This window comes from Pseudomonas putida NBRC 14164 (assembly GCF_000412675.1).
Lineage (GTDB): Bacteria > Pseudomonadota > Gammaproteobacteria > Pseudomonadales > Pseudomonadaceae > Aquipseudomonas > Aquipseudomonas putida.
This window is the reverse complement of record NC_021505.1, coordinates 4,475,045-4,500,227: the sequence shown is the minus strand read 5'-3', so window position 1 is coordinate 4,500,227 and position 25,183 is coordinate 4,475,045. Positions and strand designations below refer to the sequence as shown.

27 protein-coding genes and 1 pseudogene are annotated in these 25,183 nt (G+C 63.3%); 14 read left to right on the top strand and 14 right to left on the bottom strand.

Translation table 11 applies throughout. The features are described from left to right. Positions 1 to 17: 17 nt before the first annotated feature. Both PP4_RS29905 and PP4_RS29900 read left to right on the top strand, forming a co-directional pair. Positions 18 to 1,097: pseudogene (locus PP4_RS29905) on the top strand (HAMP domain-containing protein); the annotation flags it as partial. Then, a complete protein-coding gene (locus PP4_RS29900) occupies positions 1,077 to 1,958 on the top strand; it encodes a methyl-accepting chemotaxis protein (protein WP_371321159.1) in 882 nt (293 codons plus the stop codon). The pseudogene PP4_RS29905 and the gene PP4_RS29900, both read left to right, overlap by 21 nt. A gap of 146 nt (positions 1,959 to 2,104) precedes the next feature. Here the strand turns inward: PP4_RS29900 and PP4_RS19955 are convergent, their stop codons facing one another. After that, entirely contained in the window at positions 2,105 to 3,295 is a 1,191-nt protein-coding gene (locus tag PP4_RS19955; protein WP_016500971.1) for a benzoate/H(+) symporter BenE family transporter, read from the bottom strand. A gap of 145 nt (positions 3,296 to 3,440) precedes the next feature. Between PP4_RS19955 and PP4_RS19950 the strand changes: the two genes are divergently transcribed. Next, positions 3,441 to 4,043, top strand: a complete 603-nt coding sequence (locus PP4_RS19950) for a glutathione S-transferase family protein (protein WP_016500970.1) — start codon at positions 3,441 to 3,443, stop codon at positions 4,041 to 4,043. A 130-nt stretch (positions 4,044 to 4,173) separates the two neighbouring features. Here the strand turns inward: PP4_RS19950 and PP4_RS19945 are convergent, their stop codons facing one another. The 5 genes from PP4_RS19945 to PP4_RS19925 form a co-directional block, all read right to left on the bottom strand. After that, entirely contained in the window at positions 4,174 to 4,545 is a 372-nt protein-coding gene (locus tag PP4_RS19945; RefSeq protein WP_016500969.1) for a glutaredoxin family protein, read from the bottom strand. 60 nt (positions 4,546 to 4,605) lie between these two features. Next, positions 4,606 to 5,151 carry a GTP cyclohydrolase I FolE gene (gene folE, locus PP4_RS19940; protein ID WP_003252789.1) on the bottom strand — a complete coding sequence of 182 codons (546 nt, stop codon included), beginning with the start codon at positions 5,149 to 5,151 and terminating at the stop codon, positions 4,606 to 4,608. Between the two features lie 70 nt (positions 5,152 to 5,221). After that, positions 5,222 to 5,782 (bottom strand): Smr/MutS family protein, encoded by a 561-nt coding sequence (locus tag PP4_RS19935; RefSeq protein WP_016500968.1) that lies wholly within the window; start codon positions 5,780 to 5,782, stop codon positions 5,222 to 5,224. Positions 5,783 to 5,956: 174 nt separating this feature from the next. After that, positions 5,957 to 6,277 (bottom strand): hypothetical protein, encoded by a 321-nt coding sequence (locus PP4_RS19930; RefSeq protein WP_016500967.1) that lies wholly within the window; start codon positions 6,275 to 6,277, stop codon positions 5,957 to 5,959. Positions 6,278 to 6,363: 86 nt separating this feature from the next. Beyond that, positions 6,364 to 6,954, bottom strand: a complete 591-nt coding sequence (locus tag PP4_RS19925) for a cysteine hydrolase family protein (protein ID WP_012271080.1) — start codon at positions 6,952 to 6,954, stop codon at positions 6,364 to 6,366. Between the two features lie 179 nt (positions 6,955 to 7,133). Here PP4_RS19925 and prmB point away from each other — a divergent pair, with 179 nt between their 5' ends. Then, positions 7,134 to 8,042, top strand: coding sequence for a 50S ribosomal protein L3 N(5)-glutamine methyltransferase (prmB, locus tag PP4_RS19920; RefSeq protein WP_016500966.1), 909 nt, complete (start codon positions 7,134 to 7,136; stop codon positions 8,040 to 8,042). 122 nt (positions 8,043 to 8,164) lie between these two features. Here prmB and PP4_RS19915 read toward each other — a convergent pair whose 3' ends face one another. Together PP4_RS19915 and PP4_RS19910 are read right to left on the bottom strand one after the other, a co-directional pair. Continuing rightward, entirely contained in the window at positions 8,165 to 8,947 is a 783-nt protein-coding gene (locus PP4_RS19915) for a hypothetical protein (RefSeq protein ID WP_016500965.1), read from the bottom strand. A gap of 62 nt (positions 8,948 to 9,009) precedes the next feature. Next, complete coding sequence (locus tag PP4_RS19910; RefSeq protein WP_016500964.1) at positions 9,010 to 9,972, bottom strand: alpha/beta hydrolase; 963 nt, start codon at positions 9,970 to 9,972, stop codon at positions 9,010 to 9,012. 235 nt (positions 9,973 to 10,207) lie between these two features. Between PP4_RS19910 and aroC the strand changes: the two genes are divergently transcribed. The 3 genes from aroC (at position 10,208) to PP4_RS19895 (ending at position 13,127) form a co-directional block, all read left to right on the top strand. After that, a complete protein-coding gene (aroC, locus tag PP4_RS19905; protein ID WP_016500963.1) occupies positions 10,208 to 11,299 on the top strand; it encodes a chorismate synthase in 1,092 nt (363 codons plus the stop codon). Positions 11,300 to 11,436: 137 nt separating this feature from the next. Next, positions 11,437 to 12,591 (top strand): MFS transporter, encoded by a 1,155-nt coding sequence (locus PP4_RS19900; RefSeq protein WP_016500962.1) that lies wholly within the window; start codon positions 11,437 to 11,439, stop codon positions 12,589 to 12,591. Then, positions 12,591 to 13,127 (top strand): cupin domain-containing protein, encoded by a 537-nt coding sequence (locus PP4_RS19895; RefSeq protein WP_016500961.1) that lies wholly within the window; start codon positions 12,591 to 12,593, stop codon positions 13,125 to 13,127. Before PP4_RS19900 ends, PP4_RS19895 begins: the two co-directional genes overlap by 1 nt. Positions 13,128 to 13,251: 124 nt before the next feature. Here PP4_RS19895 and PP4_RS19890 read toward each other — a convergent pair whose 3' ends face one another. Beyond that, a complete protein-coding gene (locus tag PP4_RS19890) occupies positions 13,252 to 13,524 on the bottom strand; it encodes a DUF3509 domain-containing protein (RefSeq protein ID WP_016500960.1) in 273 nt (90 codons plus the stop codon). A 266-nt stretch (positions 13,525 to 13,790) separates the two neighbouring features. Between PP4_RS19890 and PP4_RS19885 the strand changes: the two genes are divergently transcribed. Next, complete coding sequence (locus PP4_RS19885; protein ID WP_016500959.1) at positions 13,791 to 14,315, top strand: ankyrin repeat domain-containing protein; 525 nt, start codon at positions 13,791 to 13,793, stop codon at positions 14,313 to 14,315. A 60-nt stretch (positions 14,316 to 14,375) separates the two neighbouring features. After that, positions 14,376 to 14,906, top strand: coding sequence for a hypothetical protein (locus PP4_RS19880; protein ID WP_016500958.1), 531 nt, complete (start codon positions 14,376 to 14,378; stop codon positions 14,904 to 14,906). Between the two features lie 125 nt (positions 14,907 to 15,031). Here PP4_RS19880 and PP4_RS19875 read toward each other — a convergent pair whose 3' ends face one another. After that, the gene (locus PP4_RS19875) at positions 15,032 to 15,970 is read right to left on the bottom strand and encodes a ZIP family metal transporter (RefSeq protein ID WP_016500957.1); all 939 of its coding nucleotides are present in this window, start codon (positions 15,968 to 15,970) and stop codon (positions 15,032 to 15,034) included. A gap of 127 nt (positions 15,971 to 16,097) precedes the next feature. Here PP4_RS19875 and PP4_RS19870 point away from each other — a divergent pair, with 127 nt between their 5' ends. The 4 genes from PP4_RS19870 to PP4_RS19855 all read left to right on the top strand — a co-directional run bounded on the left by PP4_RS19870 (position 16,098) and on the right by PP4_RS19855 (position 19,540). After that, positions 16,098 to 16,289: a PLDc N-terminal domain-containing protein gene (locus PP4_RS19870; RefSeq protein WP_012271091.1), complete on the top strand. Its 192-nt coding sequence runs from the start codon at positions 16,098 to 16,100 to the stop codon at positions 16,287 to 16,289. 240 nt (positions 16,290 to 16,529) lie between these two features. Beyond that, positions 16,530 to 18,587, top strand: a complete 2,058-nt coding sequence (locus PP4_RS19865; RefSeq protein ID WP_016500956.1) for an LTA synthase family protein — start codon at positions 16,530 to 16,532, stop codon at positions 18,585 to 18,587. A gap of 203 nt (positions 18,588 to 18,790) precedes the next feature. Continuing rightward, complete coding sequence (locus PP4_RS19860) at positions 18,791 to 19,027, top strand: hypothetical protein (protein WP_016500955.1); 237 nt, start codon at positions 18,791 to 18,793, stop codon at positions 19,025 to 19,027. A 180-nt stretch (positions 19,028 to 19,207) separates the two neighbouring features. Continuing rightward, positions 19,208 to 19,540 carry a ribonuclease E inhibitor RraB gene (locus PP4_RS19855; RefSeq protein WP_016500954.1) on the top strand — a complete coding sequence of 111 codons (333 nt, stop codon included), beginning with the start codon at positions 19,208 to 19,210 and terminating at the stop codon, positions 19,538 to 19,540. A 107-nt stretch (positions 19,541 to 19,647) separates the two neighbouring features. On the opposite strand, the gene PP4_RS19850 is transcribed toward PP4_RS19855, so the two are convergent. Next, positions 19,648 to 20,448, bottom strand: coding sequence for a cytochrome c (locus tag PP4_RS19850; RefSeq protein WP_016500953.1), 801 nt, complete (start codon positions 20,446 to 20,448; stop codon positions 19,648 to 19,650). 528 nt (positions 20,449 to 20,976) lie between these two features. On the opposite strand from PP4_RS19850, the gene PP4_RS19845 reads away from it, so the two are divergent. Then, positions 20,977 to 21,708 carry an amidotransferase gene (locus PP4_RS19845; protein ID WP_016500952.1) on the top strand — a complete coding sequence of 244 codons (732 nt, stop codon included), beginning with the start codon at positions 20,977 to 20,979 and terminating at the stop codon, positions 21,706 to 21,708. A 678-nt stretch (positions 21,709 to 22,386) separates the two neighbouring features. On the opposite strand, the gene PP4_RS19840 is transcribed toward PP4_RS19845, so the two are convergent. From PP4_RS19840 to PP4_RS19830, 3 genes are all read right to left on the bottom strand, one after another. Then, positions 22,387 to 23,358: a magnesium and cobalt transport protein CorA gene (locus PP4_RS19840; RefSeq protein ID WP_016500951.1), complete on the bottom strand. Its 972-nt coding sequence runs from the start codon at positions 23,356 to 23,358 to the stop codon at positions 22,387 to 22,389. Positions 23,359 to 23,427: 69 nt separating this feature from the next. Next, positions 23,428 to 24,141 (bottom strand): lysophospholipid acyltransferase family protein, encoded by a 714-nt coding sequence (locus PP4_RS19835; protein WP_016500950.1) that lies wholly within the window; start codon positions 24,139 to 24,141, stop codon positions 23,428 to 23,430. Between the two features lie 178 nt (positions 24,142 to 24,319). Next, entirely contained in the window at positions 24,320 to 25,021 is a 702-nt protein-coding gene (locus tag PP4_RS19830) for a crotonase/enoyl-CoA hydratase family protein (protein ID WP_016500949.1), read from the bottom strand. Positions 25,022 to 25,183 lie beyond the last annotated feature (162 nt).

Here is a 25,183-nt window from a genome sequence, read left to right as displayed (position 1 = left end):
CAGAAGGGGAATCGGCGATGGGCGCGAGCAAGCACAGTGTGCTGGCCAACCTGGGCATGGCCCGCAAACTCGGCCTGGGCTTTGCCTTGGTGCTGGTGCTGACCCTGGCGGTGGCGGCCATCGGCATCGCCGCGCTGCACAGCGTGGGCCAGCGCTTCGACAGTTTGCGCCAGCTGGCACAGTTCAATACCGACCTGCTGCGTTTGCGTCAGCATGAGCAGGCGTTTGCCCTGCGCTCCGATATCCAGCAGGCCGAGGCCTTGCGCAGCGGCTTGCAGGGCTTGGCCGAGCGGGCCCGAGGCCTGCCGGCGCTGGTGGCGGCCGAAACCGATCTGGCTGCCTACGGCCAGGCGTTCGAAGCTTATGTGGCGGCGGTGCAGGCCAAGGAGCTGGCGCTGGACATGGCCAGCTGGTCGGTGTCCAGCGTCGCCAATAACCTTGATGTGCTGCAGGCCGGCCTGGCCGACGACGGCGTATACACACTCAAGCAGTCCCAGGGCCAGCAGGGGGGCGAGTTTCTTGAGCAGGCTGCGCAAGTGGCGCAGGTGTCGCGGCTGATGTTGCAGGCCATGGACGAAGCGCGGGTGCGCCTGGAAAAAAGCCGCAAGGGCGAAGAGGGCGTAAGCCAGGAGCGTATCGCCCAGACGGTGGAGGCCGCCAGCCTGGTTGGCCAGTTGCAGGCCGCGGTCAGTGATGCCGGTTACCAGAGCGTGCTGGGCGAGGTGGCGGGGCACATCGGCAGCTTCTCGGAAAAACTCAACGAATACACCGACCAGTTGGCCCGCGAGCAAGGGCTGAAAGCCCAGTTGCAGGCCAGTGCCGAGCAAGTCACCGGGAGGGTCGACCAGGCTTACCTGGGGCAGGAGCAGGCGCTGCAGGGTGAGCTGCAACGCAATGCCGTGGCCATTGCCCTGGCCACCGGCCTGGCACTGCTGGTGGGTGTGCTGGCCGCCTGGCTGATCACCCGCGCGGTGGTCGGCCCGCTCAAGCATGTGATCGCCCGCGCCCAGCGCATTGCCGCTGGCGAGCTGGGTTTTGACGCCCAGGCACCGCGTGGTGACGAGGTGGGGCAGCTGATGCAGGCCATGCAGCAGATGGCCGCAGGCCTTTCAGGCATTGTCAGCGGCTTGCAGCAAGGCATCGAACAACTGGCGGGTAGCGCTCAGGCGTTGTCGGCAGTGACGGAGCAGACCAATCGCGAGGTGGGCAGCCAGAAGGAGGAAACCGAGCAGGTGGCCACTGCCATGCAGCAGATGACTGCCACCGTGCACGATGTGGCGCGCAATGCCGAGGAAGCGGCGCAGGCGGCCCAGGCGGCGGATGACAAGGTTGAGTCGGGGCAACAGGTGGTGCGCCAGAGCATGCAGCGCATCGAGCAGTTGGCGGCGGCGGCAGAAACCGCCAGCGCCGGCATCGACAGCCTCAGTGCCGAAATCCATACCATTGGTGACGTGCTGGAAGTGATCAAGAGCGTGGCCGAGCAGACCAATTTGCTGGCGCTGAACGCCGCCATCGAGGCTGCCCGCGCTGGCGAGCAGGGGCGTGGTTTTGCTGTGGTGGCCGACGAGGTGCGTGCGTTGGCGCGGCGTACCCGGCAGTCTACCGAGCAGATCGAGGTACTGGTTGCCAGCCTGCGCGGTAACGCCCAGCAGTCGGTGGCGCAGATTCGTGGCAGCACTGAACTGGTTCGCCTGGCAGTGGCTGATGCGCTGCAGACGGAGAGCGCGCTGGGCAGCATTGCGGCTGCGGTTTCATTGATCCAGCAGATGAACCAGCAGATTGCCGCGGCAGCCGAGCAGCAGAGCTCGGTGGCGGAAGAGATCAGCCGCAGTGTCACGCAGATTCGTGGCAGTGCGGACCAGGCGGCGCTGGCGATGCAGGACAATGCCCGGTCGAGTGTGCAACTGGCGCAGTTGGGCACCGATTTGAAGGGGATGGTGGGGCATTTCAGGTTGTGAGCCTGGCCCGGAATGTCTGCTGCCTGTGCGGGCCTCTTCGCAGCACAAGGCTGCTCCTACAGGAATATCATTGGGCCTGAGGGCTGTGGTGCCCTTGTAGGAGCAGCCTTGTGCTGCGAAGAGGCCCGCACAGGCACCAATAAACCTTAGGCCTTGCGCGGGTTGAGGATCATCAAGGCCAGCACCCCCGCCACAATCCCCCAGAACGCCGAGCCAATCGAGAACAACGTAAGCCCCGAGGCGGTGACCATGAAGGTAATCACTGCCGCCTCCCGCTCGCGCGCTTCGCTCATGGCCACCGTCAGCCCGTTCATGATCGAGCCGAACAGTGCCAGTGCGGCAATCGACAGCACCAGCTCTTTCGGCAACGCTGCAAACAGCGCCGCCAACGTCGCGCCGAACACCCCGGCAATACCGTAGAAAATCCCGCACCACACCGCGGCGGTATAGCGCTTGCTCGGATCTTCATGGGCGTGCGGCCCGGTGCAGATCGCTGCGCTGATCGCCGCCAGGTTGACCCCGTGCGAGCCGAATGGCGCCAGCAGCAGGGAGGCAAAGCCCGTGGCCGAAATCAGCGGCGAGGCTGGCACCTGGTAGCCGTCGGCGCGCAGCACGGCCACGCCGGGCATGTTCTGCGAGGTCATGGCCACCACGAACAGCGGAATGCCAATGCTGATGGTGGCCGCCAGCGAGAAGCTCGGAGTGGTCCACACCGGCTTGGCCACTTCCAGGTGGAAGCCGCTGAAGTCCAGCAGGCCCAAGGCGCCGGACAGTGCCGTGCCCACCAGCAGCGCCGCCAGTACGCAGTAACGCGGCGACAGCCGCTTGACCAACAGGTAGCTGAAGAACATGCCCAGCACCAGCAATGTGCGATGCTGCGCCGCAACGAAGATTTCGCTGCCGATCTTGAACAGGATGCCCGCCAGCAATGCCGAGGCCAGCGAGGCCGGGATACGCTTGACCAGGCGCTCGAAGCTGCCAGTGAGGCCGCAGATCAGCACCAGCACGGCACAGGTGATGTAGGCACCAATGGCTTCGCCATAGCTCACCCCGCCCAGGCTGGTGATCAGCAGGGCGGCGCCGGGGGTAGACCAGGCCACGGTGACCGGCGTGCGATAGCGCAGCGACAGGCCGATGCTGCACACCGCCATGCCGATCGACAGCGCCCAGATCCATGACGAAATCTGCGCGGTGGTCAGCCCGGCCGCCTGGCCAGCCTGGAACATCAGCACCAGCGAACTGGTGTAGCCGGTGAGCATGGCGATGAAGCCGGCGACCACCGCCGACGGGGAGGTATCTGCCAGGGGCCGCAGGCGTGCGGAAGTGGCATCGGTCATGAACAAAGTCCTTGTAAAGGTGTAAGCAGTTTTTTCAGACTACAGCGAGCAAGATTGATCCTTGCCATACAGCGGCCATTGCTTTTAGCCGTACAGTCGCCAACTATTGGGCGCAATTGCGAAACTGCTTGGGAGGGGAGGGGCGATGTACAAGGTCTATGGCGACTACCAGTCGGGCAACTGCTACAAGGTCAAGCTGATGTTGAGCCTGCTGGGCCGGCCGTATGAATGGCACCCGGTGGACATCCTCAAGGGCGAAACCGAAACGCCCGAGTTTCTGGCGATGAACCCCAACGGCAAGGTGCCCGTACTGGAGCTGGAGGACGGCAGCTACCTGTGGGAGTCCAATGCCATTCTCAACTTCCTGGCCGATGGTAGTGAGTTCCTGCCCAGCGAACCGCGCCTGCGCACGCAGGTGTTGCAGTGGCAGTTCTTCGAGCAGTACAGCCATGAGCCGTACATTGCCGTGGCGCGCTTTATCCAGTTTTACCTGGGGCTGCCGGATGAGCGGTTAGACGAGTACCGCAAGCTGCACAAGGGCGGCTACAAGGCACTGAGGGTGATGGAGCGACAGCTGCAGATGACGCCTTACCTGGTAGGTGACCAGTACTCGATTGCCGATGTGGCCTTGTATGCCTACACCCATGTGGCGCAGCAGGGCGGCTTCGACCTGGCCGAATACCCGGCGGTCCGGGCCTGGCTGGAGCGTGTCAGCAGCCACCCGCGGCACGTGCCGATGGTGGGTTGATTTTCATCCTGTGCTGGCCTCTTCGCGGGCATGCCCGCTCCCACAGGTACTGCACAGGCTTCAGCCCTGCGGTAAACCTGTGGGAGCGGGCGCGCCCGCGAAGGGGCCGGCACAGGATTGCTAACAACAGTCAGGCCGAGGCAAACCGCTCATCGAGGTAGGCAATGATGGCTTTGGACTCATACATCCAGGTCACCTTGCCGGCCTCTTCAATGCGCAGGCACGGCACTTTCACCCGGCCGCCACCTTCCTGCAGGGCCTGGCGGTGCACCGGGTCGTTCTTGGCATCGCGCAGCGCCACCGGCACGTTCAGCCGGTGCAGGGTACGGCGGGTCTTGACGCAGAACGGGCAGGCATGGAACTGGTACAGCTCCAGGCCCTTGGCCGCCTGCTCGACGCGGGCCTGGGCAGCGGCGTCGCGCTTGCGCTTGGCCGGGCGGCTGATCCAGTCAGCGAACACGATGAGCTGGCCGAGGCCAACCCGCAGGGCTTTGACGATCATGGGCAACTCCTGAAATGCAAAAGCCGACCCGGAGGGGGTCGGCTTGGGGTCAGCAGCCAATCACTTGATCAGGCTGAGGAACTCGCTGCGGGTGGCGGCGTTATCGCGGAACTCACCCAGCATCACCGAGGTGATCATGGTCGAGTTCTGCTTCTCGACACCGCGCATCATCATGCACATGTGCTTGGCCTCGACGACCACGGCTACACCGGCGGCACCGGTGACCTGCTGCACGGCTTCGGCGATCTGGCGGCTGAGGTTTTCCTGGATCTGCAGGCGACGGGCATACATGTCGACGATGCGCGCTACCTTCGACAGGCCCAGTACCTTGCCCTTGGGCAGGTAGGCCACGTGTGCCTTGCCGATGAACGGCAGCATGTGGTGTTCGCACATCGAATACAGCTCGATGTCCCGGACCAGCACCATTTCGCTGTTGTCAGAGCTGAACAAAGCGTTGTTGGTGACTTCTTCCAGTGTTTGCTCATAACCGCGGCAAAGGTACTTCATCGCCTTTGCAGCCCGCTTGGGCGTGTCGAGCAGGCCCTCACGGGAGACGTCCTCGCCAATCTGGCTGAGGATCTCGGTGTAGTTCTGTTCCAGGGACATGGATCTACCTGTGGGAAAAAATCGCAAAAACGAAGGTTACGGCGGTGAGGGCGGCGCTGCAAGCGCGGCGTTACTCGTCGCGGCCTTCGAGCATGGTTCGCTTGAGCATCACATACACCGCGCCAGTGCCGCCGTGGCGGGCGCTGCACGAGGCAAAACCGAGCACTTGCGGGTGCTGGCGCAGCCAGGTGTTGACGTGGCTCTTGATCATCGGGCGCTTGCCGTCCAGGCGTGCCGCCTTGCCGTGGGTAACCCGTACGCAACGCACTTCCAGCCTGGTGGCTTCGGCTATGAAGTCCCACAGGGTTTCGCGGGCCTTTTCCACGGTCATGCCGTGCAGGTCGAGGCTGCCCTCGAACGGGATCTGGCCCAGCTTCAGCTTGCGCAGCTGGCCTTCCTGCACGCCGTCGCGGCGCCACATAAGCTCGTCTTCGGCGCCAACGTCGATGACGAACTGGTCGGACATGCCGTCGATGACCAGGGCCTTGTCACTGCGCACGGTTGCAGCCTGGCGCAGCCCGGCCAGCTTCTGGCGGTCGGCCTTGGGCTTGCCGACTTCGGCGCGGTCGTGGCGAATTTGCTTTACGCCACGCACTTCGGCCTTGAACAGGGAAAAATCGTCGTCTTGCATGATGCCTCCACGTGGGCGGCGTAGTTTACGCGACTGTGGGGCCATGTGCAGCCTGTGCGGGCCTCTTCGCGGGTGAACCCGCTCCCACAGGGATATCACTGAACCTGAGGGCAGCGGTGTACCTGTGGGAGCGGGTTTACCCGCGAAGAGGCCCGCACAGGCGACATAAAATCATCAGTCGTGCTTTTTCATCAGATGCGGCGACAGGTTCAGTTCCCGCCCGCGACGCAAGCGAATGCGGCTGCGCCGCCAGAAACGCACGCCCAGCCACAGCAGCAACAAGCCAGCCCCGGTGAGGATGCTGGACAATGGCTTGTTGGTATTGAGTTCTTGCAGGGCAGGGTAGTTGCCCAGCAGGCCTGCGACGCCGGCCATGGCCAGCAGCACGCCCAGGGTCGCCAGCAGCGCCGACAGGCCGGCCGCCAGGCGGGCACCCCAGTTACGCGGCTGGCGCGTGCGCAGGCGCTTGGCGTCGAAACTGCCTTTAAGCTTCATTCCGCTCTCCTCTGTGGATATCCGGAATTCGACCTGCCGCCGCCCATCGGGTTCCGCCCGGCTGCCGGGCGGTCATGCCCAGCCGCTCAGATCAGGCTGGCGGTGGGGGCCACGCAAGCGAAGTTGTCGGCCATGACGGCCATTTCGCACTGGTGAATCTGCGCCGCCGGGATGACGCCATCCTTGAAGGCCAGGTCGCGGGTTGCCGAGGCGTCTTCCACCAGGGTGCACCGGTAACCATAGTCCTTGGCGCGGCGAACGGTGGTGCTGACGCTGGAATGGCTCATGAAGCCGCAGACAATCAGATCGAGATGGCCAAGCGCCTGCAGCGTTTCGTGCAGCTGGGTGTTCTTGAATGCGTTGGGCATGCGCTTTTCAATGACGATTTCACCTTCCAGTGGCTCCAGCCCCGGAATGAACTGGCCGGCAGGCCCCTGTGGATCGAAGCGGCCACCGACTGTGCCCAGGTGGCGAACATGGATGATCGGACGGCCGCTCTTGCGGGCGGCGTCGAGCAACCTGGCGATGTTGGCCACGGCCTCGTCCATGCCCGACAGCTGCAGGGGCCCACTGAGGTACTCCTTTTGCGCATCGATGATGATCAGGCTGGCGTGGCTCAGCTTGGCCGGCGGGTAGTCGCGGCCAGTGAGGCGGAACATCGTGGTTGGAACGGACATCAAGGGCTCCTTGGAAGGGCTTTTGTATACCTATTGTCCCCTGCCTTGACGCCAATGGGAATGGTTGACAACGCAAGCGGCATGGTTACTGGCCTGTGGCTAGCCTTTGGGCGCTGCAAACGAACAAATGTGCGGGTGGGGCTGTTAGACTTTTGTCCGGTCTGAAATAGGAGTACCCCGTGATCACATCCCGTCTGCGCACGTTGCGCGACTACATCCGCTGGGCGGTCAGCCGCTTCCACGAGCACGACCTGTTCTTCGGCCACGGTGCCGACAACGCCTGGGACGAGGCCCGCCTGCTGGTGCTGGGCGCAGTGCACCTGCCATGGGAGGTGGCCGACAGCTACCTGGACTGCATGCTCGAGGACGACGAGCGGGTACGCCTGCAGCATTTGCTCAAGCGCCGTATCGAAGAGCGGGTGCCAGCCGCCTATCTGTTGGGCGAAGCCTGGTTCTGCGGCATGTCGTTCATCGTCGACGAACGTGTGCTGGTGCCGCGCTCGCCCATTGGCCAACTGATCGAAAAACGCTTCGAGCCGTGGCTGGCGAGCGAGCCGGCGCGCATTCTCGACCTGTGCACGGGTTCGGGCTGCATCGGTATCGTCGCGGCCGACGTGTTCCCCGAGGCCGAGGTGGTGCTGGCCGACCTGTCGTTCGAGGCCCTTGAAGTGGCCAACCAGAATATCGAGCGCCATGGCCTGGACGGCCGTGTGTACACCGTGCAGGGCGATGGCTTTGGCGGTTTGCCGGGGCAGCGTTTCGACCTGATCCTGTCCAACCCGCCGTATGTCGATGCCGAAGACTTCGACGACATGCCGGCCGAGTACCACCACGAGCCAGAACTGGGCCTGGCCTGCGGCAACGACGGCCTGGACCTGGTGCGGCGCATGCTGGCGGAAGCTGCAGACCACCTGACCGACAAGGGCTTGCTGATTGTTGAAGTGGGCAACAGCCAGATCCATGTCGAGGCGTTGTACCCCGAGGTGGACTTTGCCTGGCTGGAGTTCGAGCGTGGCGGGCATGGGGTGTTCATGCTCACCGCGGAGCAGTGCCGCCAGCATCAGGAATTGTTCAAGGCCCGCGTTTAGGTCGGGAGGGGCTGCGTTGCAGCCCAATCGCCGGCAAGCCGGCTCCTACAGGTTATTCACAATATTCAAGCCTGTGGTAATCCTGTGGGAGCTGGCTTGCCGGCGATGGCCGCGACGCGGCGTCAGCGGGTGGCTATCCAGATCAACAACCCCGCCTGAAACACCGCAAACGCCACCAGGCAGGTAATGGTAAAGCGCAGGCCGCTGTCTTCGCGGTGGTACTTGGCCACCCGCTCATCGCGCTCGCGCAGTTGCCCTTCCTTTTCCTGCAACTGCTGGTCCGCCTGCTGCAGCAGGTTGGCAGCATCCAGAATGTCCACCCGCTGCAAGCGCTCGTTGCTCCATGCGGCCTTCAGCTGGCCGACGGTCATGTCCACGGTACGTCCCTTCAGGTGCTGACCGTCCTCGTACTCCACCTCGATACCCACCCCGCGCAAGCAGTGGTCACGGCGCAGGCGTGAGTCCTCGTTGAGGGAATCCTTGCTCGGCAGCGCCATGCCTTCCACCCGGTAGTGCGGCCATTTGCGCTGCAGCCACTGTGCGGCCTGGGCCAGCATGAAGCGGCCGATGCCACGGTTCACCGGCTCCAGTTGCAGGCCATGTTCACTGCCAATGCGCACCAGTCGCTCGGCATGGTCGACGCGGATATCCAGGCGGTTTTGCTCTTTGTGCACCTTTTGCCCAGGCAACTGGATTTCCATGCGCAGCAGGCTGTGGGCCTTGTCGTGGCGCTCGGCATAGCCGAACTGCACAAAGCGCAGCGGCCGTGCGCCGGTGCTGCGGTCGGTGGGCAGAGCGGCCAGGCGCAGCAGCTGGAAGTGTTCGGCGGCCAGCTCGGCCCAAGGCAGGGCAGGGCTTTCCTGGGGTTCATCGGCCGGCTCTACGGCGGCGGGGGCTGTGGTCATCAGGCTTGTCCTCGGCTATGCCTGCTGTATCGGCAGGCTTGCCACGGACCTGAGCCCATACCTCACGCCGAAGGCAAATGCTGGATGAACGTCACAATTCGCTCCCCCAGCTCGCGCGCCAGCGGCAGCTCGGGGTTGAGGTAACTGTCGCGCTGCTGGCTCATGCCCCTGGGGCTGATGCGCAGCATGTGGTTCATGCCGTCGATCAGCACAAGCTGCGCATCCGGCTTGGCCGCCTTCAGCCGTTCGGCGTCGGTCACGTCCACCTGCACGTCGTTGCGCCCCTGCACGATCAATGCGGGCATGGGCAGGCGGGCAAAGGCTGCCGCCGGGTTCTGCTGGAACAGCGAGATCAGGTACGGCTGCACGCTGGGGCGGAACACCTGGCGCAGTGGCGCGGGCACTTCCAGGCTGGTTTGCCCGGCCTGCAGGCGGTCGAGCAGGGCGCTGCCACCGGCCAGTTGCGCCGGGGGCAGGCGCTGGGCCAGTTGCTCGCGCAGTACGTCGGCCAGCGGCCTGCCGCTGCCGGCCAAGGTGATCACTGCGCTGGCGCCGGCCTGCTCGGCGGCCAGGCTGGCGATCAGCGCGCCTTCGCTATGGCCGACCAGGATCAGCGGGCCGAAGCGCGGGTCGGCCTTGAGTTTGTGGCTCCAGGCGACCACATCGGCCACGTAGCGCTCCACGCTGAGGTCGCGCTCATCGGGCGTGGCCGGCTGGCTGGCAGCCACCCCGCGCTTGTCGTAGCGCACGCTGGCGATGTGCTCGCTGGCCAGCAGCAGGGCCAGCCGCTTGAGGTTGTCGATGCGGCCCGACGCCGGGTTGTTGCCATCGCGGTCGGTGGGGCCGGAACCAGCGATGATCAGCACCACCGGCGGCGGGGTGGCCTGTTGCGGCAGCAGCAGGCTGCCGTGCAGCACGCCCTGGCCAGTGTCCAGGTCGATCGGGCGTTGCAGCACGGTAGGGGCGGCGGCCTGGGCCAGGCCGGTGCACAGCAGGAAGAGCAAGGCGACGAGGCGCGACATCATGCGGTACTACATGGGGAGATGAAGGTTTGACCCAGTGTTTGCGGGAAGGTTCTAGGGTTGTGTGTTGCAGGCTCGGCCCTATCGCCGGCAAGCCAGCTCCCACAGTTCTGCAACAGGCCCAGGCCTCGTAGATTATCTGTGGAGCTGGCTTGCCGGCGATAGGGCCAGTACAGACAACCAATCCATCTGTATACTGCCGCTTTCGTCCATTTCAGGCAGAACTCGCGGAGCGTCCATGTCCGGTAATACCTACGGCAAGCTGTTCACTGTCACCACCGCTGGCGAAAGCCATGGCCCGGCGTTGGTCGCCATTGTCGATGGATGCCCACCGGGCCTGGAAATTTCCCTGGCCGACCTGCAGCACGACCTCGACCGGCGCAAGCCCGGCACCAGCCGGCACACCACCCAGCGCCAGGAAGCCGATGAGGTGGAAATCCTTTCCGGCGTGTTCGAAGGCCGCACCACCGGCTGCTCGATCGGCCTGCTGATCCGCAACACCGACCAGAAGTCCAAGGACTACTCGGCCATCAAGGACCTGTTCCGCCCGGCCCACGCCGACTACACCTACCACCACAAGTACGGCATCCGCGACTACCGCGGCGGTGGCCGCAGCTCGGCCCGCGAAACCGCCATGCGCGTGGCCGCCGGTGCCATCGCCAAGAAGTACCTGGCCACCCAGGGCATCACCGTGCGTGGCTACATGAGCCAGTTGGGCCCGATCGAAATCCCGTTCAAGACCTGGGAGTCGGTGGAGCAGAACGCCTTCTTCAGCCCCGACCCGGACAAGGTGCCGGAGCTGGAGGCGTACATGGACCAACTGCGCCGTGACCAGGACTCGGTGGGTGCCAAGATCACCGTGGTGGCCGAGGGCGTGATGCCGGGCCTGGGCGAACCGATCTTCGACCGCCTGGACGCAGAACTGGCCCATGCGCTGATGAGCATCAACGCGGTCAAGGGCGTGGAAATCGGCGCCGGCTTCGCCAGCGTGGCCCAGCGCGGCACCGAGCACCGTGACGAGCTCACCCCGGAAGGCTTCCTCAGCAACAACGCCGGCGGCATCCTGGGCGGCATTTCTTCGGGCCAGCCAATCGTTGCCCACCTGGCGCTGAAACCGACCTCCAGCATCACCACCCCGGGCCGCTCGATCGACGTCGACGGCAACCCGGTGGACGTCATCACCAAAGGCCGCCACGACCCGTGCGTGGGCATCCGCGCCACGCCGATCGCCGAGGCGATGATGGCCATCGCGCTGATGGACCACCTGCTGCGCCACCGCGCACAGAATGCCGATGTGAAGGTAACCACCCCGGTGCTGGGCCAGCTCTGATTCACCTGCACAGGCCTCTTCGCGGGCTTGCCCGCTCCCACAGGTATTACGCGGCCCTCGGGTCCTGTGATATCCCTGTGGGAGCGGGCAAGCCCGCGAAGAGGCCACTGCAGGACACAACGTGATTGGCTGAACCCATGCCCGCAATTCCCTACTGGCGCCTGTCCAGCTTCTACCTCTTTTACTTCGCCCTGCTAGGCTCCACCGCCCCCTTCCTGGCGCTGTACTTCGACCACCTGGGCTTCTCCCCGGCGCGCATCGGCGAGCTGGTGGCCATTCCCATGCTGATGCGCTGCATCGCCCCCAACCTGTGGGGCTGGCTGGGCGACCGTACCGGCCAGCGCTTGCTGATCGTGCGCCTGGGCGCGTTGTCTACCCTGGCCACCTTCGCCCTGATCTTCTTCGGCAAAAGCTACGCCTGGCTGGCGCTGGTGATGGCCCTGCATGCGTTCTTCTGGCATGCCGTGCTGCCGCAGTTCGAGGTCATCACCCTGGCCCACCTGCACGGGCAAACAGCGCGCTACAGCCAGGTGCGCCTGTGGGGCTCGATCGGCTTCATCCTCACGGTGGTTGGCTTGGGCCGCCTGTTCGAATGGCTGAGCCTGGACATCTACCCGGTGGCCCTGGTCACGATCATGGCCGGCATCGTCGCCGCCAGCCTGTGGGTGCCCAATGCCCAGCCGGTGGAGCAGGGCGAGCGCAGCGGGGCGGGTGGTTTTGTGCAGCAGTTGCGTGCCCCGGGGGTGATCGCGTTCTACGCCTGTGTGGCGCTGATGCAACTCAGCCACGGGCCGTACTACACCTTCCTTACCCTGCACCTTGAGCACCTGGGCTACAGCCGCAGTGCCATCGGCCTGCTGTGGGCGCTGGGGGTGGTGGCCGAGGTGCTGATGTTCATGGTCATGAGCCGGCTGTTCGCGCGCTTCAGTGTGCAACGCGTATTGCTGGTCAGCTTCCTGCTGGCGGCGCTGCGTTGGGTGTTGCTGGGCAATCTGGCCCAGGAACCGGCCGTGCTGATCTTCGCCCAGCTGCTGCACGCGGCCACCTTCGGCTGCTTCCACGCTGCCAGCATCGCGTTCGTGCAAGCCAGTTTCGGCGCCCGCCAGCAGGGCCAGGGCCAGGCATTGTACGCGGCGCTGTCGGGCACCGGCGGTGCGCTGGGGGCATTGTATTCGGGCTACAGCTGGAAACTGCTGGGCCCCACCTTCACCTTTGGTATGGCCAGTGCCGCAGCCTTGGCTGCAGCCGTTATCATTGCCCTTTGTTCGCAACCGACCAGGACCCGCCCCTGATGAGCATTCTCAGCGTTTTCCACCTCGCCAGCCCGGAACTGCCGAACAAGGTGCTGACCCACCACGAGGACATCGCCGCCACCCTGGCCGAACAGGGCGTGCGTTTTACCCACCGCGAGCATGGCCTGCGGGTGCGGCCCGGCACAGCGCAAGACGAGGTGCTGGACGTATGCCGTGAGCATCTGGACCAGTTGATGACAGCACACGGCAGCAAGGCCTGCGTGTTGTTGAACCGTGACGGTGAAGCCCCGGTGCAGGCCGATGTACGCGATGAGCATGTGCATGGCGCCGAAGAGGTGTTTGCCGTGGTCAGTGGACGTGCTCAGGTTGGCCTGCGGTTGGGCGACTGGGTGTACTCGGTACTGTGCGAGAAGGGTGATCAGCTAGTGATACCAGCGGGCACGCGTCGCTGGGTAGAGCTGGGCGATACGCCGTTTTGCCTGGCGCTGCGTCTGTACGGCAGCGAGCAAGGCGTGAAGGCGCAGTTTACCGGGGATGCGACTGCGCGGGCGTTTCTGGGGATTGACCAATTCTGACGGCCTTGCCGTCCTCTTCGCAGCACAAGGCTGCTCCTACAGGAGATCGCGTCCGGTCGGCGGTCGCGCTCACTTGTAGGAGCAGCCTTGTGCTGCGAAGAGGCCAGATCAGGCAATACAAAACTCAGCGGTAGGTCGGCAGGGCAAACCGTTGCTGGCTTTGCAGCATGCCAATCACCGGCAATTCACTGGCCTGTTCAGCCAAGTCACGGCGGATGGCGCTGATCGCCCAGGACAGCTGTTCGGCGCTGTGCAGTTGCCCATAGGTCAACACCCGGCGGGTCACCTTGCCATCCGTCGCGCGCAGGGTAAGCAACACCCCGCCATCAGGGCGCGCCTGGGTGTTCACTTGATAGGCCGAAAATACCGAGACGAACTTTTGCTGGATGAGGTCCATATCAACTCCTGGCTGTTATGTGGCAGACATGAGTTGATGGTTGCAGCGACCGTGCCAGAACTTGATCGAAAGAAAAATCCAGTAAATTCAGGAACTTATGGGTTGTTTTCAGAGGCGGCACCGTGCAGGTTGCATGGTCGTGCATTTTGCACAGTGCATTTTGCACGGATCCGGCTTTGCCTATCGGCCCTATAGAATCTGAACCTTTGACCGCAATGGCGTGCCTGACAAAGACTTGGGCAATCATTTATGCCAGGAGGTTCCCGATGTCCAGCCAATCCGCACCCGCCACCATGACCGATGACGAAACCGCTGCATTCGCAGAGCAGGTATTCGAACGTGCCCGCCAGGGCGATGCCGAAATGCTTGGGCGCTTGCTCGCCAGCGGGCTGCCGGCCAACCTGCGCAACCACAAGGGTGACACGCTACTGATGCTGGCCAGCTACCACGGCCACCACGAGGCGGTGCGCGTGCTACTGGCGCAAGGTGCCGACCCGCTGATTGCCAACGACAACGGCCAGTTGCCCATTGCCGGAGCCGCGTTCAAGGGGGACCTGGCCATGATCCGCCTGCTGCTGGAGCACGGCGTGCCGGTGGACGCCGCTGCGCAGGACGGGCGCACCGCGTTGATGCTGGCGGCCATGTTCAACCGCAGCGAAATCCTTGAATACCTGTTGGCCCAGGGCGCCGACCCGGCGCGCCAGGATGCCCGCGGCGCCACCGCGCTGATGGCGGCGCAAACCATGGGTGCAGTGGACGCTGCTGCACGCTTGCAAACGCTGGCCGGCTAACCGCAAGGGGGCATTTGCGGCTATCCTTGGCGACTTTTCACCCGTCGCAGGCCCCCTTTCATGAAAACTCAGTTGCTCGAATTCATCAGCCTCATTGGCGCCGGCTGCATGCGTGAGGCCGACATCGAGCGCATCGCCGACGAGGCCGCCCAGGCCTACGCCGACCCGGCCGCTTTCTTGGCAGCCAACCCGGATATCAACTACGACGACAGCTTCCCCATCCCCTTGGGCGAATGGGTGGTGCTGGGCAGCCTGCCGGACACGGTGGTGTTCCAGGCCGACAGCTACCAGGACCTGTTCCAGCAGATCAGCGACTCGTTCGACAACAGCGTGCCGTTCACCCTCAAGCCCAAGCAGCTGGCCCGCACCGAGCCACTCACCGCGCTCAACCGCATCCAGGTACAGATGGGCGCGTTGAACAAAGAAGCCGGTGGTTATGTGCTGTTGAACTTCAGCCAGCTGCTGGATGACGAGCTGCAGGTGGTGATGGTGGGCCAGAACGACCTGGCGCGGGTGCTGGAGCTGGGGGCCGAGCTGGGCATCAAGGTTGAGCCGGCCCTCGAAGCCCTGAAAGTCGCTGTACACGTCTGATTTCATCGTTTGTTTCTTCGCGGGCTTGCCCGCTCCCAAAGGTATAACACTGGGCCTGAGGACAGCGGGGTTCCTGTGGGAGCGGGCAAGCCCGCGAAGAGGCCGGCACTGGCAAACTCAAAACTTCAGCCCAGCGCGGTATCCAGAAACATCATCACCGCAAACCCGCCCATCAAGCCCAGGGTCGCCGCCGTCTGGTGCCCGTTACGGTGGGTTTCGGGGATCACCTCGTGGCTTACCACAAAGATCATCGCCCCCGCCGCCAGTCCCATGCTGATCGGGTAGGCAAGGGCAAAGCCGGTCGAAATCCCAAGCCCGATTACCGCACCCAGCGGCTCCATCAGCCCGGACCCGATCGCAACCAGTGCGGCTTTCATGTTCGACAGCCCGGTGGCGCGCAGGGCCAGCGCGACGGCCAGCCCCTCAGGGATGTCCTGAATGGCGATGGCGCTGGTCAGTGGCAGCCCGATGTTCAAGTCGCCATTGGCGAAGCTCACGCCAATCGCCATGCCTTCGGGGAGGTTGTGCAGGGTGATCGCCAGCACGAACAACCACACCCGGCTGATGCGCTCGGCCTCAGGGCCGCACGGGCCGGTACTTTCGTGCTCATGCGGGGTGAAACGGTCCAGGCCCAGCATCAGCAGCACGCCCAGGCCCATGCCTAACACCACGGTAAAGGCCGCAGCGGGGCCGTTGCCGGTGATCTCGCGGGCGGCGTCCAGGCCCGGCAGAATCAGCGAAAACGAACTGGCGGCCAGCATCATGCCGGCGGCAAAACCAAGCATCACATCCTGGTTGCGGGCGCTGACGTCGCGCAGCACCACTGCCAGCACCGCACCCAGTGCGGTGGCGCCAAAGCCGGACAACCCACCCAGCACGGCCAGGTGCAGGTTATCGGCATGGTCGCCGTTAACCGCATTCCAGAAGCTGGCCGCCAGCAGTGCGACCACAGCCAGCAGGCTCAGGCCCAGACCGGCACTGAGCCAGGGGGTGTTGGCAACCTGCTGGCGCCAGGCGTGCAGCAGTGACGATGGGGCGGCGCTTTGGCTGTGTGCGGGGGGCATGCGAACCTCGAATCAATTATTGCAGTCAGTCTACTCAGGGACCTGCGCCAACGGCCAAGGATTCCCTTCTATTGGTGCGATAGCTGGCTATGCTGTGCAGCAAAGCCTCTGGGCAAGGAGTTTAAGCATGGGGTCTACATTCAACAGCCTGGTCGGGCTGATCATTCTGGCGCTGGATATCTGGGCCATCCTCAATGTGATCAAGAGTGGCAGCGAGGTGGGTATCAAGGTGTTGTGGATCTTGTTGATCGCACTGCTGCCGGTGGTGGGGCTGGTGATCTGGGCGATTGCCGGGCCGCGGGGGAATGTGCGCATCTGAACGCCTGTGCCGGCCTTTTCGCGGGCTCGCCCGCTCCCACAGGTATTGCGTCGCTCTCAACAGTTGTGGGGCTCCTGTGGGAGCGGGCAAACCCGCGAAGAGGCCGGCACAGACAAAAGCCGCAACATCCCAGTGACAAAATTTTCACATTGGTTTAAACAGAATCCGCACCCGCACAATGCTGCGTTGGTCTAGCGCCAGCGCCTCTTCGCAAACCGCAATCCTAGGACCTTCCCATTCATGGCTAACACGGACGCCTTGAAGCAACAGGGCGCGCGAACGTCGTTTTCGCCGACCCTGAAATCCCACCTGGCCTACACGCTGCTCAGCGGCCTTGTGATCATGCTGATGCTCAGCCTGGTGCGCCTGGCGCTGCTGGTCTACAACAGCGACATGATCGGCGATACCCCTTATTCGACTGTCGCCGAGGGCTTCCTCAACGGCTTGCGCTTCGACCTGCGGGTAGTGGTGTACCTCAGCATTCCGCTGCTGCTGGCCATCCTCAGCCCTTGGGCGATGGCCCGGCGTGGCGTGTTCCGCTTCTGGCTGACCCTCACCTCGAGCGTGGTGATGTTCCTCGGCCTGATGGAAATGGACTTCTACCGCGAGTTCCACCAGCGCCTCAACGGCTTGGTGTTCCAGTACATCAAGGAAGACCCTAAAACCGTCATGAGCATGCTCTGGTACGGTTTCCCGGTGGTGCGCTACCTGCTGGCCTGGGCCTTCGGCACCTGGCTGCTGAGCCTGCTGTTCAAAGGGATCGACCGCGCCACCCGTGGCGATGGCCTGCACCGCGTTGCCCCGTGGTACAAACGCGTGGCAGTGTTCATGGTGATTTTGCTGGTGGCCGTGGTCGCTGCCCGTGGCACCCTGCGCCAAGGCCCGCCAATGCGCTGGGGTGATGCCTTCACCACCGACTCCAACTTCGTCAACCAGCTGGGCCTGAACGGTACCCTGACACTGATCGACGCCGCCAAGAGCCGCTTTGGCGAAGACCGCGCCAACATCTGGAAGCCGGTGCTGGAGCAGAACGTGGCCACGCAAAGCGTGCGTGAACAGCTGCTGACCCCCCACGACACCCTGGTCGATGCCGACGCGGCTGCCATCCGCCGCGACTTCGTGCCGCCGGCTGAGCGCACCCTGCCGATCAAGAACGTGGTGGTGATCCTGATGGAAAGCTTCGCCGGCCACTCGGTGGGCGCGCTGGGCAGCCCCAACAACATCACCCCGTACTTCGACAAGCTGGCCAAAGAAGGCCTGCTGTTCGACCGCTTCTTCTCCAACGGCACCCATACCCACCAGGGCATGTTCGCCACCATGGCCTGCTTCCCCAACCTGCCAGGCTTCGAATACCTGATGCAGACCCCGGAAGGTGGCCACAAGCTGTCTGGCTTGCCGGCACTGCTCAGCGCCCGTGATTACGACGACGTGTACGTCTACAACGGCGATTTTGCCTGGGATAACCAGTCCGGGTTCTTCGGCAACCAGGGCATGACCACCTTCATCGGCCGTAACGACTTCGTCAACCCGGTGTTCTCCGACCCGACCTGGGGCGTGTCCGACCAGGACATGTTCGACCGCGGCAACGAGGAACTGGCCAAGCACGACGGCAAGAAACCGATCTACGCGCTGCTGCAGACCCTGTCCAACCACACCCCGTACGCGCTGCCCAAAGACCTGCCGGTCGAGAAGGTCACCGGGCAAGGCCGCCTGGACGAGCACCTCACTGCCATGCGTTATTCGGACTGGGCGCTGGGCCAGTTCTTCGAGAAGGCGCGCAAAGAGCCTTACTTCAAGGAAACACTGTTCGTCATCGTCGGCGACCATGGTTTTGGCAATCACCAGCAAGTCACCGAGCTGGACCTGGGCCGTTTCAACGTGCCGCTGCTGCTGATTGCCCCGGGCATTCAGGAGAAGTTTGGTGCGGTGAATCACACCGTGGGCACCCAGGTCGACATCGTGCCGACCATCATGGGCCGCCTGGGTGGCGAGACCCGCCACCAGTGCTGGGGGCGCGACCTGCTCAACCTGCCTGAGGGTGACCAGGGCATGGGCATGATCAAGCCCTCGGGCAGCGAGCAGATCGTCGGCCTGGTGCAGGGCGACCGCATCCTGATCGAGTCCAAGGACATGACCCCGCGCATGTACCGCTACCAGCTGGGCAGCGAGTTCAAGGCCGAGCTGATCGAAAGCCCGGACCAGCCGGAAATGCTGAAGAAGCTGGAAGCGTATATTCAGACGGCGACCAAGAGCCTGCTGGATAACACGGCCGGTGTGGTACACGGCACACCGAAGTAAGGCTGCAAAAGGGGCCGCTTTGCGGCCCGTTCGCGGGGCAAGCCCGCTCCCACAGGGATAACATCGCAATCCCGCCGTTGATATCCCTGTGGGAGCGGGCCTACCGCGCGAAGAGGCCCTTACAGACTGAACATTTTCCCAGCCCCAAGGTCAGTTGATCAGGCATCACACCTTGGTGTCTCTGGATTGGGAGGACTTGTTCAATGAAAGAGTGGGAAGTCACTTTTGCCGATCAAAAAGGCGAACCGTCCACCATGATGCTGCGGGCTGAGCATCGTCCCAGCGAAGAGGAAGCCGCAAGGGCCATCCGTTCGCAGCTGTTCCCGGTTATGGATGAACTGGACCTCAACGACTTCCAGGACCGCACCATCTCCCCGACCGCCCGCTGGCTCAAGGAGCATAGTGGGGTGACCATCACCAGCATCCACGAAGCGCCTTGACCCACACGTTTGCGTGGCGCCTGTTCAGGCGCTACGATGATGAAAGGTGCCCGCCTATTCTGCGGGTTGGCGCCGTTTCAATTCGCGTCTTGCATCAGCTCGAACTGTTCGGCCATTGATTGCCGGCAGGTGCGTAGTGCACGGAAAGTCTATCCATTGCTTTATTCAGGAGGACGATTCATGAGCAGCCAGAACGACGATATCAGCACCAACGTCCTGCGCCAGATGAAAGCAGGCGGTTTCGACTTCACCCAGATCCACCCCATCGAGTTCTATGCCGTATTCCCCGACGAAGCAGGGGCCCGTCGTGCCGCCGGGCAGTTTCGTGGCGAATCGCTCAATGCCCAGGTGAAAGAGCTGGGCGACGGTGCCTGGCACCTGGAGCTGAGCAAGGTCATGTACGCCACCTATGGCGGTATTGGCGACTTTGAAGAGACCTTTGAGCAGCTGGTGACACCTTATGGGGGGGAGGTGGAAGGGTGGGGCGTCAAGCACGAACGGCAGACTGCCTGAAGCTATCCGTTGCCTTTTTCGCGGGGCTCCCAGAGGTATCTCACAATGTTTAGCCCTGTGGTGATCCTGTGGGAGCGGGCAAGCCCGCGAAAAAGCACACGCTGCGCTTACGGTTTACGCCCGGCCATGTGCCCCAGATAGGCCAGCAAGGCATCCAGCTCCTGTTCACTCAGTACACTTTCAGTAAACCCCGGCATCTTTGCCTGTGGCCACTGCCGCAGGCTTTGCGGGTCGCGAATCAACTTGCGCAAATAACCCGGTTGAAAATACTCGGTCGGGTTGTGCGGCATATTCAAATCCGGCCCCATCTGCGCATCCCCGGCGCCGTTCAGGCGGTGGCACGCCATGCAGTTCTGCTGGAACAAGGCAAAGCCCTCGCGCACGGAGCTGTCAGCTGGCAACTTCGGGTCGGGTAGCAATGCCGGGAACCGCGTCTCGACAGCCGCCAGTTTACGCAGGGTAGAAATCTGGAATGGCCACTGCTCCGGGCGGATGCCGCTGGCCCGGGGTTCAGTCCACACGAGATAAAACGGCCCCGCGCTGGGTTTGCCCTTGCCCAGTGCGGGCCAGGGCTTGTCGGGGTCTTCCACGGCCAGCCAGGCCCGTGCCGGCCCTTGCTGCAGCAGCGGTGCGGCGGGCATCTCGGCGGCAAAGCCATCCAGTGCCACGGCTTGCAGGTGATCGCTGGGGCTCACGCCTACAAGCAGTGTGGCCAACGGCACCGCCCGATAGTGCATGGGGCGTTTGTAGGAAACATCCTGGTCGACGCTGATATCCTGCGCCTCTGGGTGGCCGAGCAACTCGGCGCTGCTCCACTCGCGCGCGCTGGCACCCAGTTCAAGGTGCAGTTGCGCCGCCGACAGCGGCAGGCTCAGGAACAACGCAAACAGGGCAAGGCAGTGGCGCATGGGCAATCTCCGACCATCAAGGCCGGCAGGTTACCTGTGTGCTGCCTGTTGGCGCCACCGCCGCTGTCAGCCGAACAAACGTGTCAGGTTCGGCAAAATCAACAGCAAAGTTGTGGCAAAGAGAATGAGCCCAGCTTGGCGAATTTTCGATTGTCTGAACATGGCGGACCGCCTTCTTGTTGTTATTCCTGAATACCCGTTGGCTTCCTTGTCGCGCTTCGGGTCGATCACAGTGGCACCGCGTGGTGCCTCAACTGCCTGCCTCTTGAAAGTGGATATACAACCAACAGTAGGGTGTGTGTGATCCATGTTTGAGAACCCTTTGTTCTAATTGTCTGGGTCAGTGATTTCCATTCGCTATGAGGCCATGTGCCATCTGGCTGGCATGCTCTGGCTAGACAGTGGCGCAAGTGCCAGGCGGTTACCGACGAAATGTGACCGTTCGTCAGTGCAGCCTACTTGCTTGTACGTGCCTTTCGCGTCAGTCTCTACAGCAGATTCCCACCCATGTCGTTCAGGACTACCCCTATGTCGTTACGCATCTGCATCCTTGAAACCGATGTCCTGCGACCGGAGTTGACGGCGCAGTATCAGGGCTACGGCAGGATGTTCGAGCAGCTCTTCTCGCGTCAGCCGATCGCCGCCGAATTTCGTGTCTACAACGTGATGCACGGCGACTACCCCGCCGACAATGAAGTGTTTGATGCCTACCTTGTGACGGGCAGCAAGGCCGATTCGTTCGGTACCGATGCCTGGATCCAGACACTCAAGGCCTACTTGCTGAAACTGTACGAGCGTGGCGAGAAGCTGTTGGGTGTGTGTTTTGGCCATCAGTTGCTGGCGTTGACCCTGGGTGGCAAGGCCGAGCGGGCCGACAAGGGCTGGGGCGTGGGCATCCATCGCTACTCGCTGGCGGCCCATGCGCCGTGGATGGACCCGGAGGTGTCGGAGCTGACCTTGCTGATCAGCCACCAGGACCAGGTGACCGAATTGCCGGAAGGCGCCACGGTGATTGCTTCAAGCGATTTCTGCCCGAATGCGGCGTACCACATTCGTGACCAGGTGCTGTGCTTCCAGGGCCACCCGGAGTTCGTGCACGACTACTCCCGCGCGCTGCTGGATGCCCGCCAGGAGTACCTGGGGGATGAGGTGTACCACAAGGCCGTGGCCAGCCTGGCTAGCGAGCACCAAGGCGACCTGGTGGGGGAGTGGATGATGCGCTTTGTCCAGCAGCCAACGAGCAAGCATAACGCGGCGTAGTGGCAGGGGCTGCCTTGCAGCCCAATCGCCGGCAAGCCAGCTCCCACAGGACTGCACTGCCTGGGAGGCCTGTGGAGCCCTTGTGGTGCTGCCTTGCAGCCCGATCGCCGGCAAGCCAGCTCCCACAGGACTGCACTGCCTGGGAGGCCTGTGGAGCCCTTGTGGTGCTGCCTTGCAGCCCAATCGCCGGCAAGCCAGCTCCCACAGGACTGCACTGCCTGGGAGGCCTGTGGAGCCCTTGTGGTGCTGCCTTGCAGCCCAATCGCCGGCAAGCCAGCTCCCACAGGACTGCACTGCCTGGGAGGCCTGTGGAGCCCTTGTGGTGCTGCCTTGCAGCCCAATCGCCGGCAAGCCAGCTCCCACAGGACTGCACTGCCTGGGAGGCCTGTGGAGCCCTTGTGGTGCTGCCTTGCAGCTCAATCGCCCAAGCCAGCTCCAACAGGACTGCACTGCCGGGAGTCCTGTGGAGCCCTTGTGGTGCTGCCTTGCAGCTCAATCGCCGGCAAGCCAGCTCCCACAGGACTGCACTGCCTGGGAGGCCTGTGGAGCCCTTGTGGGGCTGCCTTGCAGCTCAATCGCCCAAGCCAGCTCCCACAGGACTGCACTGCCGGGAGGCCTGTGGAGCCCTTGTGGGAGCTGGCTTGCCGGCGATTGGGCCGCAAAGCGGCCCCAGTAATCTCAGAGCCAGCCAGACTTCTTGAAGCTGGCAAACAACCCCGTACACCCCAGCACGATTACCCCCAGTACCCCGAAATACCCATAGTGCCACCCCAGCTCCGGCATGTTCTGAAAGTTCATGCCGTAAATCCCGGCAATCGCCGTAGGGAACGCCAGGATCGCCGCCCAGGCCGCGAACTTGCGTTGCACGATGCTCTGCCGTGACGACTCCAGCAGCATGCCGATCTCTATGGTCTGGCTGGCGATGTCACGGATGCCGGCCAGGTCTTCCATCTGCCGTGTCACGTGGATCTGCACATCTCGAAAATACGGGCGCATGTTCTTGTCGATAAACGGGAAGCTCAGGCGCTGCAACTCCTCGCTCACTTCCACCATCGGCGCCACATAGCGGCGCAGGCGCAGGATGTCGCGACGCAGGCTGTGCAGGCGGCGGATGTCGTCTTCCTGCAAAGAACCGCCGAGCACGCTTTGTTCCAGCTCTTCGATCTCGCCATGAATGGCCTCGCTGACCGGCTGGTAGTTCTCGGTGACGAAGTCGAGCAGGGCGTACAGCACAAAGTCTTCACCGTGCTCCAGCAGCAGCGGCCGGGCCTCGCAGCGCTGGCGCACCAGGGCGTAGGACTTGGAGTGGCCATTTCGGCAGGTGATGATGTAACCGTTGCCGGCAAAGATATGGGTTTCGATGAACTCCAGCTTGCCTTCGTGGCGCACTGGCGAATAGGTGACGATGAACAGCGCGTCGCCGAAGGTTTCCAGTTTGGGCCGGCTGTGCTTTTCCAGGGCGTCTTCGATGGCCAGTTCGTGCAGGTTGAACTGGCGTTGCAGGTTGGCCAGCTCCTCGGCGTTGGGCTCTTCCAGGCCGATCCACACAAAGTGCCCCGGCTTGCGCGCCCACTCGCTGCCTTCGTCGATGCTGATGTTGGTGACCTTTCTGCCGGCGCTGTACACCGCCGATGCCACGACTCGACCCATGGTTGCCCGCTTATTCCGGTTGAACACGGGGTACAGCTTGGGCCGTACCCGGCCCAAGAGCAACCCGCTTCAGGCCAGCTCGTGTTCCATGCGGTCGATGCATTGCTGCATCTGCACCCGGCACTGCTCGATCAGCGCCGGAATGTCCTTTTGGGTCATGCCGGCGGTGGCGATGGGCGGCAGTGAGCGCACTACTACCGTGCGCTGGCGCCAGCTGTTCAGGTTCATGCGCGTGGCGTAGCGGCTGACGCACACCGGCACAATCGGCACACCTGCCTCGATGGCCATGTGGAACGCGCCTTTCTTGAAGGGCAGCAAGTGTTCGCCAGGGTTACGCGTGCCTTCGGGGAATACCCAGATCGAGGTGTCATCCTGCAGCACGCGGGTGGTTTCCTGCAGCGCCTTGCGGGCCTGGTAGCTGTTCTTGCGGTCGATCAGCACGTTGCCGCCCAGCCAGAACAGCTGGCCGAACAACGGCACCCAGCCCAGGCTCTTCTTGCCAATGGCCACGGTGCGTCGTGGCACCGCTTGGCCCACCACGAACAGGTCGTAGTTGGATTGGTGGTTGGCGATGATCACGCAACCGGGGGGCTGGTCCCACAGCGGGCCGACCTCGGCCTTGACCTTGATGCGCATCAGCCAGGTGGCCGGCCGGCTGTAGAGGTGGGCGAATATCCTGCTGTTGTCGGGGTTGAAAGGGCGGCACAGGCCAATGACCAGGCCCACGACGCCAACCACAAGGAAATGCAGCGCCAGCAGAAGCATGCGCAAGGAATAAAGCATGGTACGACTCACACCAGACGGTCGCCGGAGTGTACGGGTGTGCACTGGTTCGGGCAAACCTTGGTGTAGGTCTGGGCCGGCCCTTTCGCGGGCACGCCCGCTCCAACAGCATTACCACATGCCTGAAGATTGTGGTTTTCGTGTGGGAGCGGGCGTGCCCGCGAAGAGGCCGGTGCGCCTAGCCCATATGGTGCTGGTCCAGCTCGATCGCCTTGTCCAGCGCCTCCAGCAGGCCTTTACGCACTTTCAGCTTGGTGTTCTTGTGCGCCAGCATGTTCAGCTTCTTCAATTCACGCGCCGCCGTCAGTGCCGCTTCTTGCAGCTGCTCGGCAGGCACCACCTTGTCCAGGAAGCCGGCATCGACCGCCGCGTGCGGGTCGAACACCTCGGCATTGATCACCGCGCGGTGGAAGGCTGCGGGGCTCAGGCGGTCGCGGGCCAGTTCGATACCGGCATGGTGCATGGTCATGCCGATCTGCACTTCGTTCAGGCACACCTTGTACATGGGCCCTTTGGCTTCTTCGACTCCAATGCGGTAATCGGCCGATAGCAGCAGGAAGGCACCCTTGGCCACGGCATTGCCCGGGCAGGCAACCACCACCGGGAACGGGTGCGACAGCAGGCGGCGGGCGAGGGTGGAGCCGGCAGTGACCAGGCCGATGGCCTCTTTCGGGCCGCTGGTCATCACCTTAAGGTCGTAACCACCCGACAGGATGCCTGGCTGCCCGGTGATTATCACCACTGCACGGTCTTCGATCGCGCGGTCGAGCGCGGCGTTGAAGGCGGTGATGACGTCTGGCGAGATGGCGTTGACCTTGCCGTTGTTCAGGGTCAGGGTGGCGATGCCGTCTTCGGCGTGGTAGGTAATCAGCTCGCTCATGGCAGAGTCCTTTTGTTGGCGTGGCGACGACGTTACCCAGCGCCAGAGGCCAGGTAAAGCAGCAAGGCTGACTGGTCGGTCAGTGTTCACCGCGGTCCAAATGCAAATACATGAAAAATTTGAAAAAAGTGCTTGCCAAAGGGAATGTCTTTCACTAAATTA

What these genes read in the sequence shown, in the direction of transcription:
- folE (WP_003252789.1), bottom strand. Translation starts at nt 5,151, where the DNA reads ATGTCCCTGGAACAGAACTACACCGAGATCCTCAGCCAGATTGGCGAG.
- PP4_RS19845 (WP_016500952.1), top strand. Translation starts at nt 20,977, where the DNA reads ATGTCGTTACGCATCTGCATCCTTGAAACCGATGTCCTGCGACCGGAG.
- PP4_RS19835 (WP_016500950.1), bottom strand. Translation starts at nt 24,141, where the DNA reads ATGCTTTATTCCTTGCGCATGCTTCTGCTGGCGCTGCATTTCCTTGTG.
- PP4_RS19955 (WP_016500971.1), bottom strand. Translation starts at nt 3,295, where the DNA reads ATGACCGATGCCACTTCCGCACGCCTGCGGCCCCTGGCAGATACCTCC.
- PP4_RS19895 (WP_016500961.1), top strand. Translation starts at nt 12,591, where the DNA reads ATGAGCATTCTCAGCGTTTTCCACCTCGCCAGCCCGGAACTGCCGAAC.
- PP4_RS19900 (WP_016500962.1), top strand. Translation starts at nt 11,437, where the DNA reads ATGCCCGCAATTCCCTACTGGCGCCTGTCCAGCTTCTACCTCTTTTAC.
- PP4_RS29900 (WP_371321159.1), top strand. Translation starts at nt 1,077, where the DNA reads ATGCAGGCCATGCAGCAGATGGCCGCAGGCCTTTCAGGCATTGTCAGC.
- PP4_RS19945 (WP_016500969.1), bottom strand. Translation starts at nt 4,545, where the DNA reads ATGATCGTCAAAGCCCTGCGGGTTGGCCTCGGCCAGCTCATCGTGTTC.
- PP4_RS19875 (WP_016500957.1), bottom strand. Translation starts at nt 15,970, where the DNA reads ATGCCCCCCGCACACAGCCAAAGCGCCGCCCCATCGTCACTGCTGCAC.
- PP4_RS19860 (WP_016500955.1), top strand. Translation starts at nt 18,791, where the DNA reads ATGAAAGAGTGGGAAGTCACTTTTGCCGATCAAAAAGGCGAACCGTCC.
- PP4_RS19850 (WP_016500953.1), bottom strand. Translation starts at nt 20,448, where the DNA reads ATGCGCCACTGCCTTGCCCTGTTTGCGTTGTTCCTGAGCCTGCCGCTG.
- PP4_RS19830 (WP_016500949.1), bottom strand. Translation starts at nt 25,021, where the DNA reads ATGAGCGAGCTGATTACCTACCACGCCGAAGACGGCATCGCCACCCTG.
- PP4_RS19930 (WP_016500967.1), bottom strand. Translation starts at nt 6,277, where the DNA reads ATGAAGCTTAAAGGCAGTTTCGACGCCAAGCGCCTGCGCACGCGCCAG.
- PP4_RS19890 (WP_016500960.1), bottom strand. Translation starts at nt 13,524, where the DNA reads ATGGACCTCATCCAGCAAAAGTTCGTCTCGGTATTTTCGGCCTATCAA.
- PP4_RS19880 (WP_016500958.1), top strand. Translation starts at nt 14,376, where the DNA reads ATGAAAACTCAGTTGCTCGAATTCATCAGCCTCATTGGCGCCGGCTGC.
- PP4_RS19915 (WP_016500965.1), bottom strand. Translation starts at nt 8,947, where the DNA reads ATGACCACAGCCCCCGCCGCCGTAGAGCCGGCCGATGAACCCCAGGAA.
- PP4_RS19910 (WP_016500964.1), bottom strand. Translation starts at nt 9,972, where the DNA reads ATGATGTCGCGCCTCGTCGCCTTGCTCTTCCTGCTGTGCACCGGCCTG.
- PP4_RS19935 (WP_016500968.1), bottom strand. Translation starts at nt 5,782, where the DNA reads ATGCAAGACGACGATTTTTCCCTGTTCAAGGCCGAAGTGCGTGGCGTA.
- PP4_RS19870 (WP_012271091.1), top strand. Translation starts at nt 16,098, where the DNA reads ATGGGGTCTACATTCAACAGCCTGGTCGGGCTGATCATTCTGGCGCTG.
- PP4_RS19865 (WP_016500956.1), top strand. Translation starts at nt 16,530, where the DNA reads ATGGCTAACACGGACGCCTTGAAGCAACAGGGCGCGCGAACGTCGTTT.
- PP4_RS19855 (WP_016500954.1), top strand. Translation starts at nt 19,208, where the DNA reads ATGAGCAGCCAGAACGACGATATCAGCACCAACGTCCTGCGCCAGATG.
- PP4_RS19885 (WP_016500959.1), top strand. Translation starts at nt 13,791, where the DNA reads ATGTCCAGCCAATCCGCACCCGCCACCATGACCGATGACGAAACCGCT.
- PP4_RS19925 (WP_012271080.1), bottom strand. Translation starts at nt 6,954, where the DNA reads ATGTCCGTTCCAACCACGATGTTCCGCCTCACTGGCCGCGACTACCCG.
- PP4_RS19840 (WP_016500951.1), bottom strand. Translation starts at nt 23,358, where the DNA reads ATGGGTCGAGTCGTGGCATCGGCGGTGTACAGCGCCGGCAGAAAGGTC.
- PP4_RS19950 (WP_016500970.1), top strand. Translation starts at nt 3,441, where the DNA reads ATGTACAAGGTCTATGGCGACTACCAGTCGGGCAACTGCTACAAGGTC.
- aroC (WP_016500963.1), top strand. Translation starts at nt 10,208, where the DNA reads ATGTCCGGTAATACCTACGGCAAGCTGTTCACTGTCACCACCGCTGGC.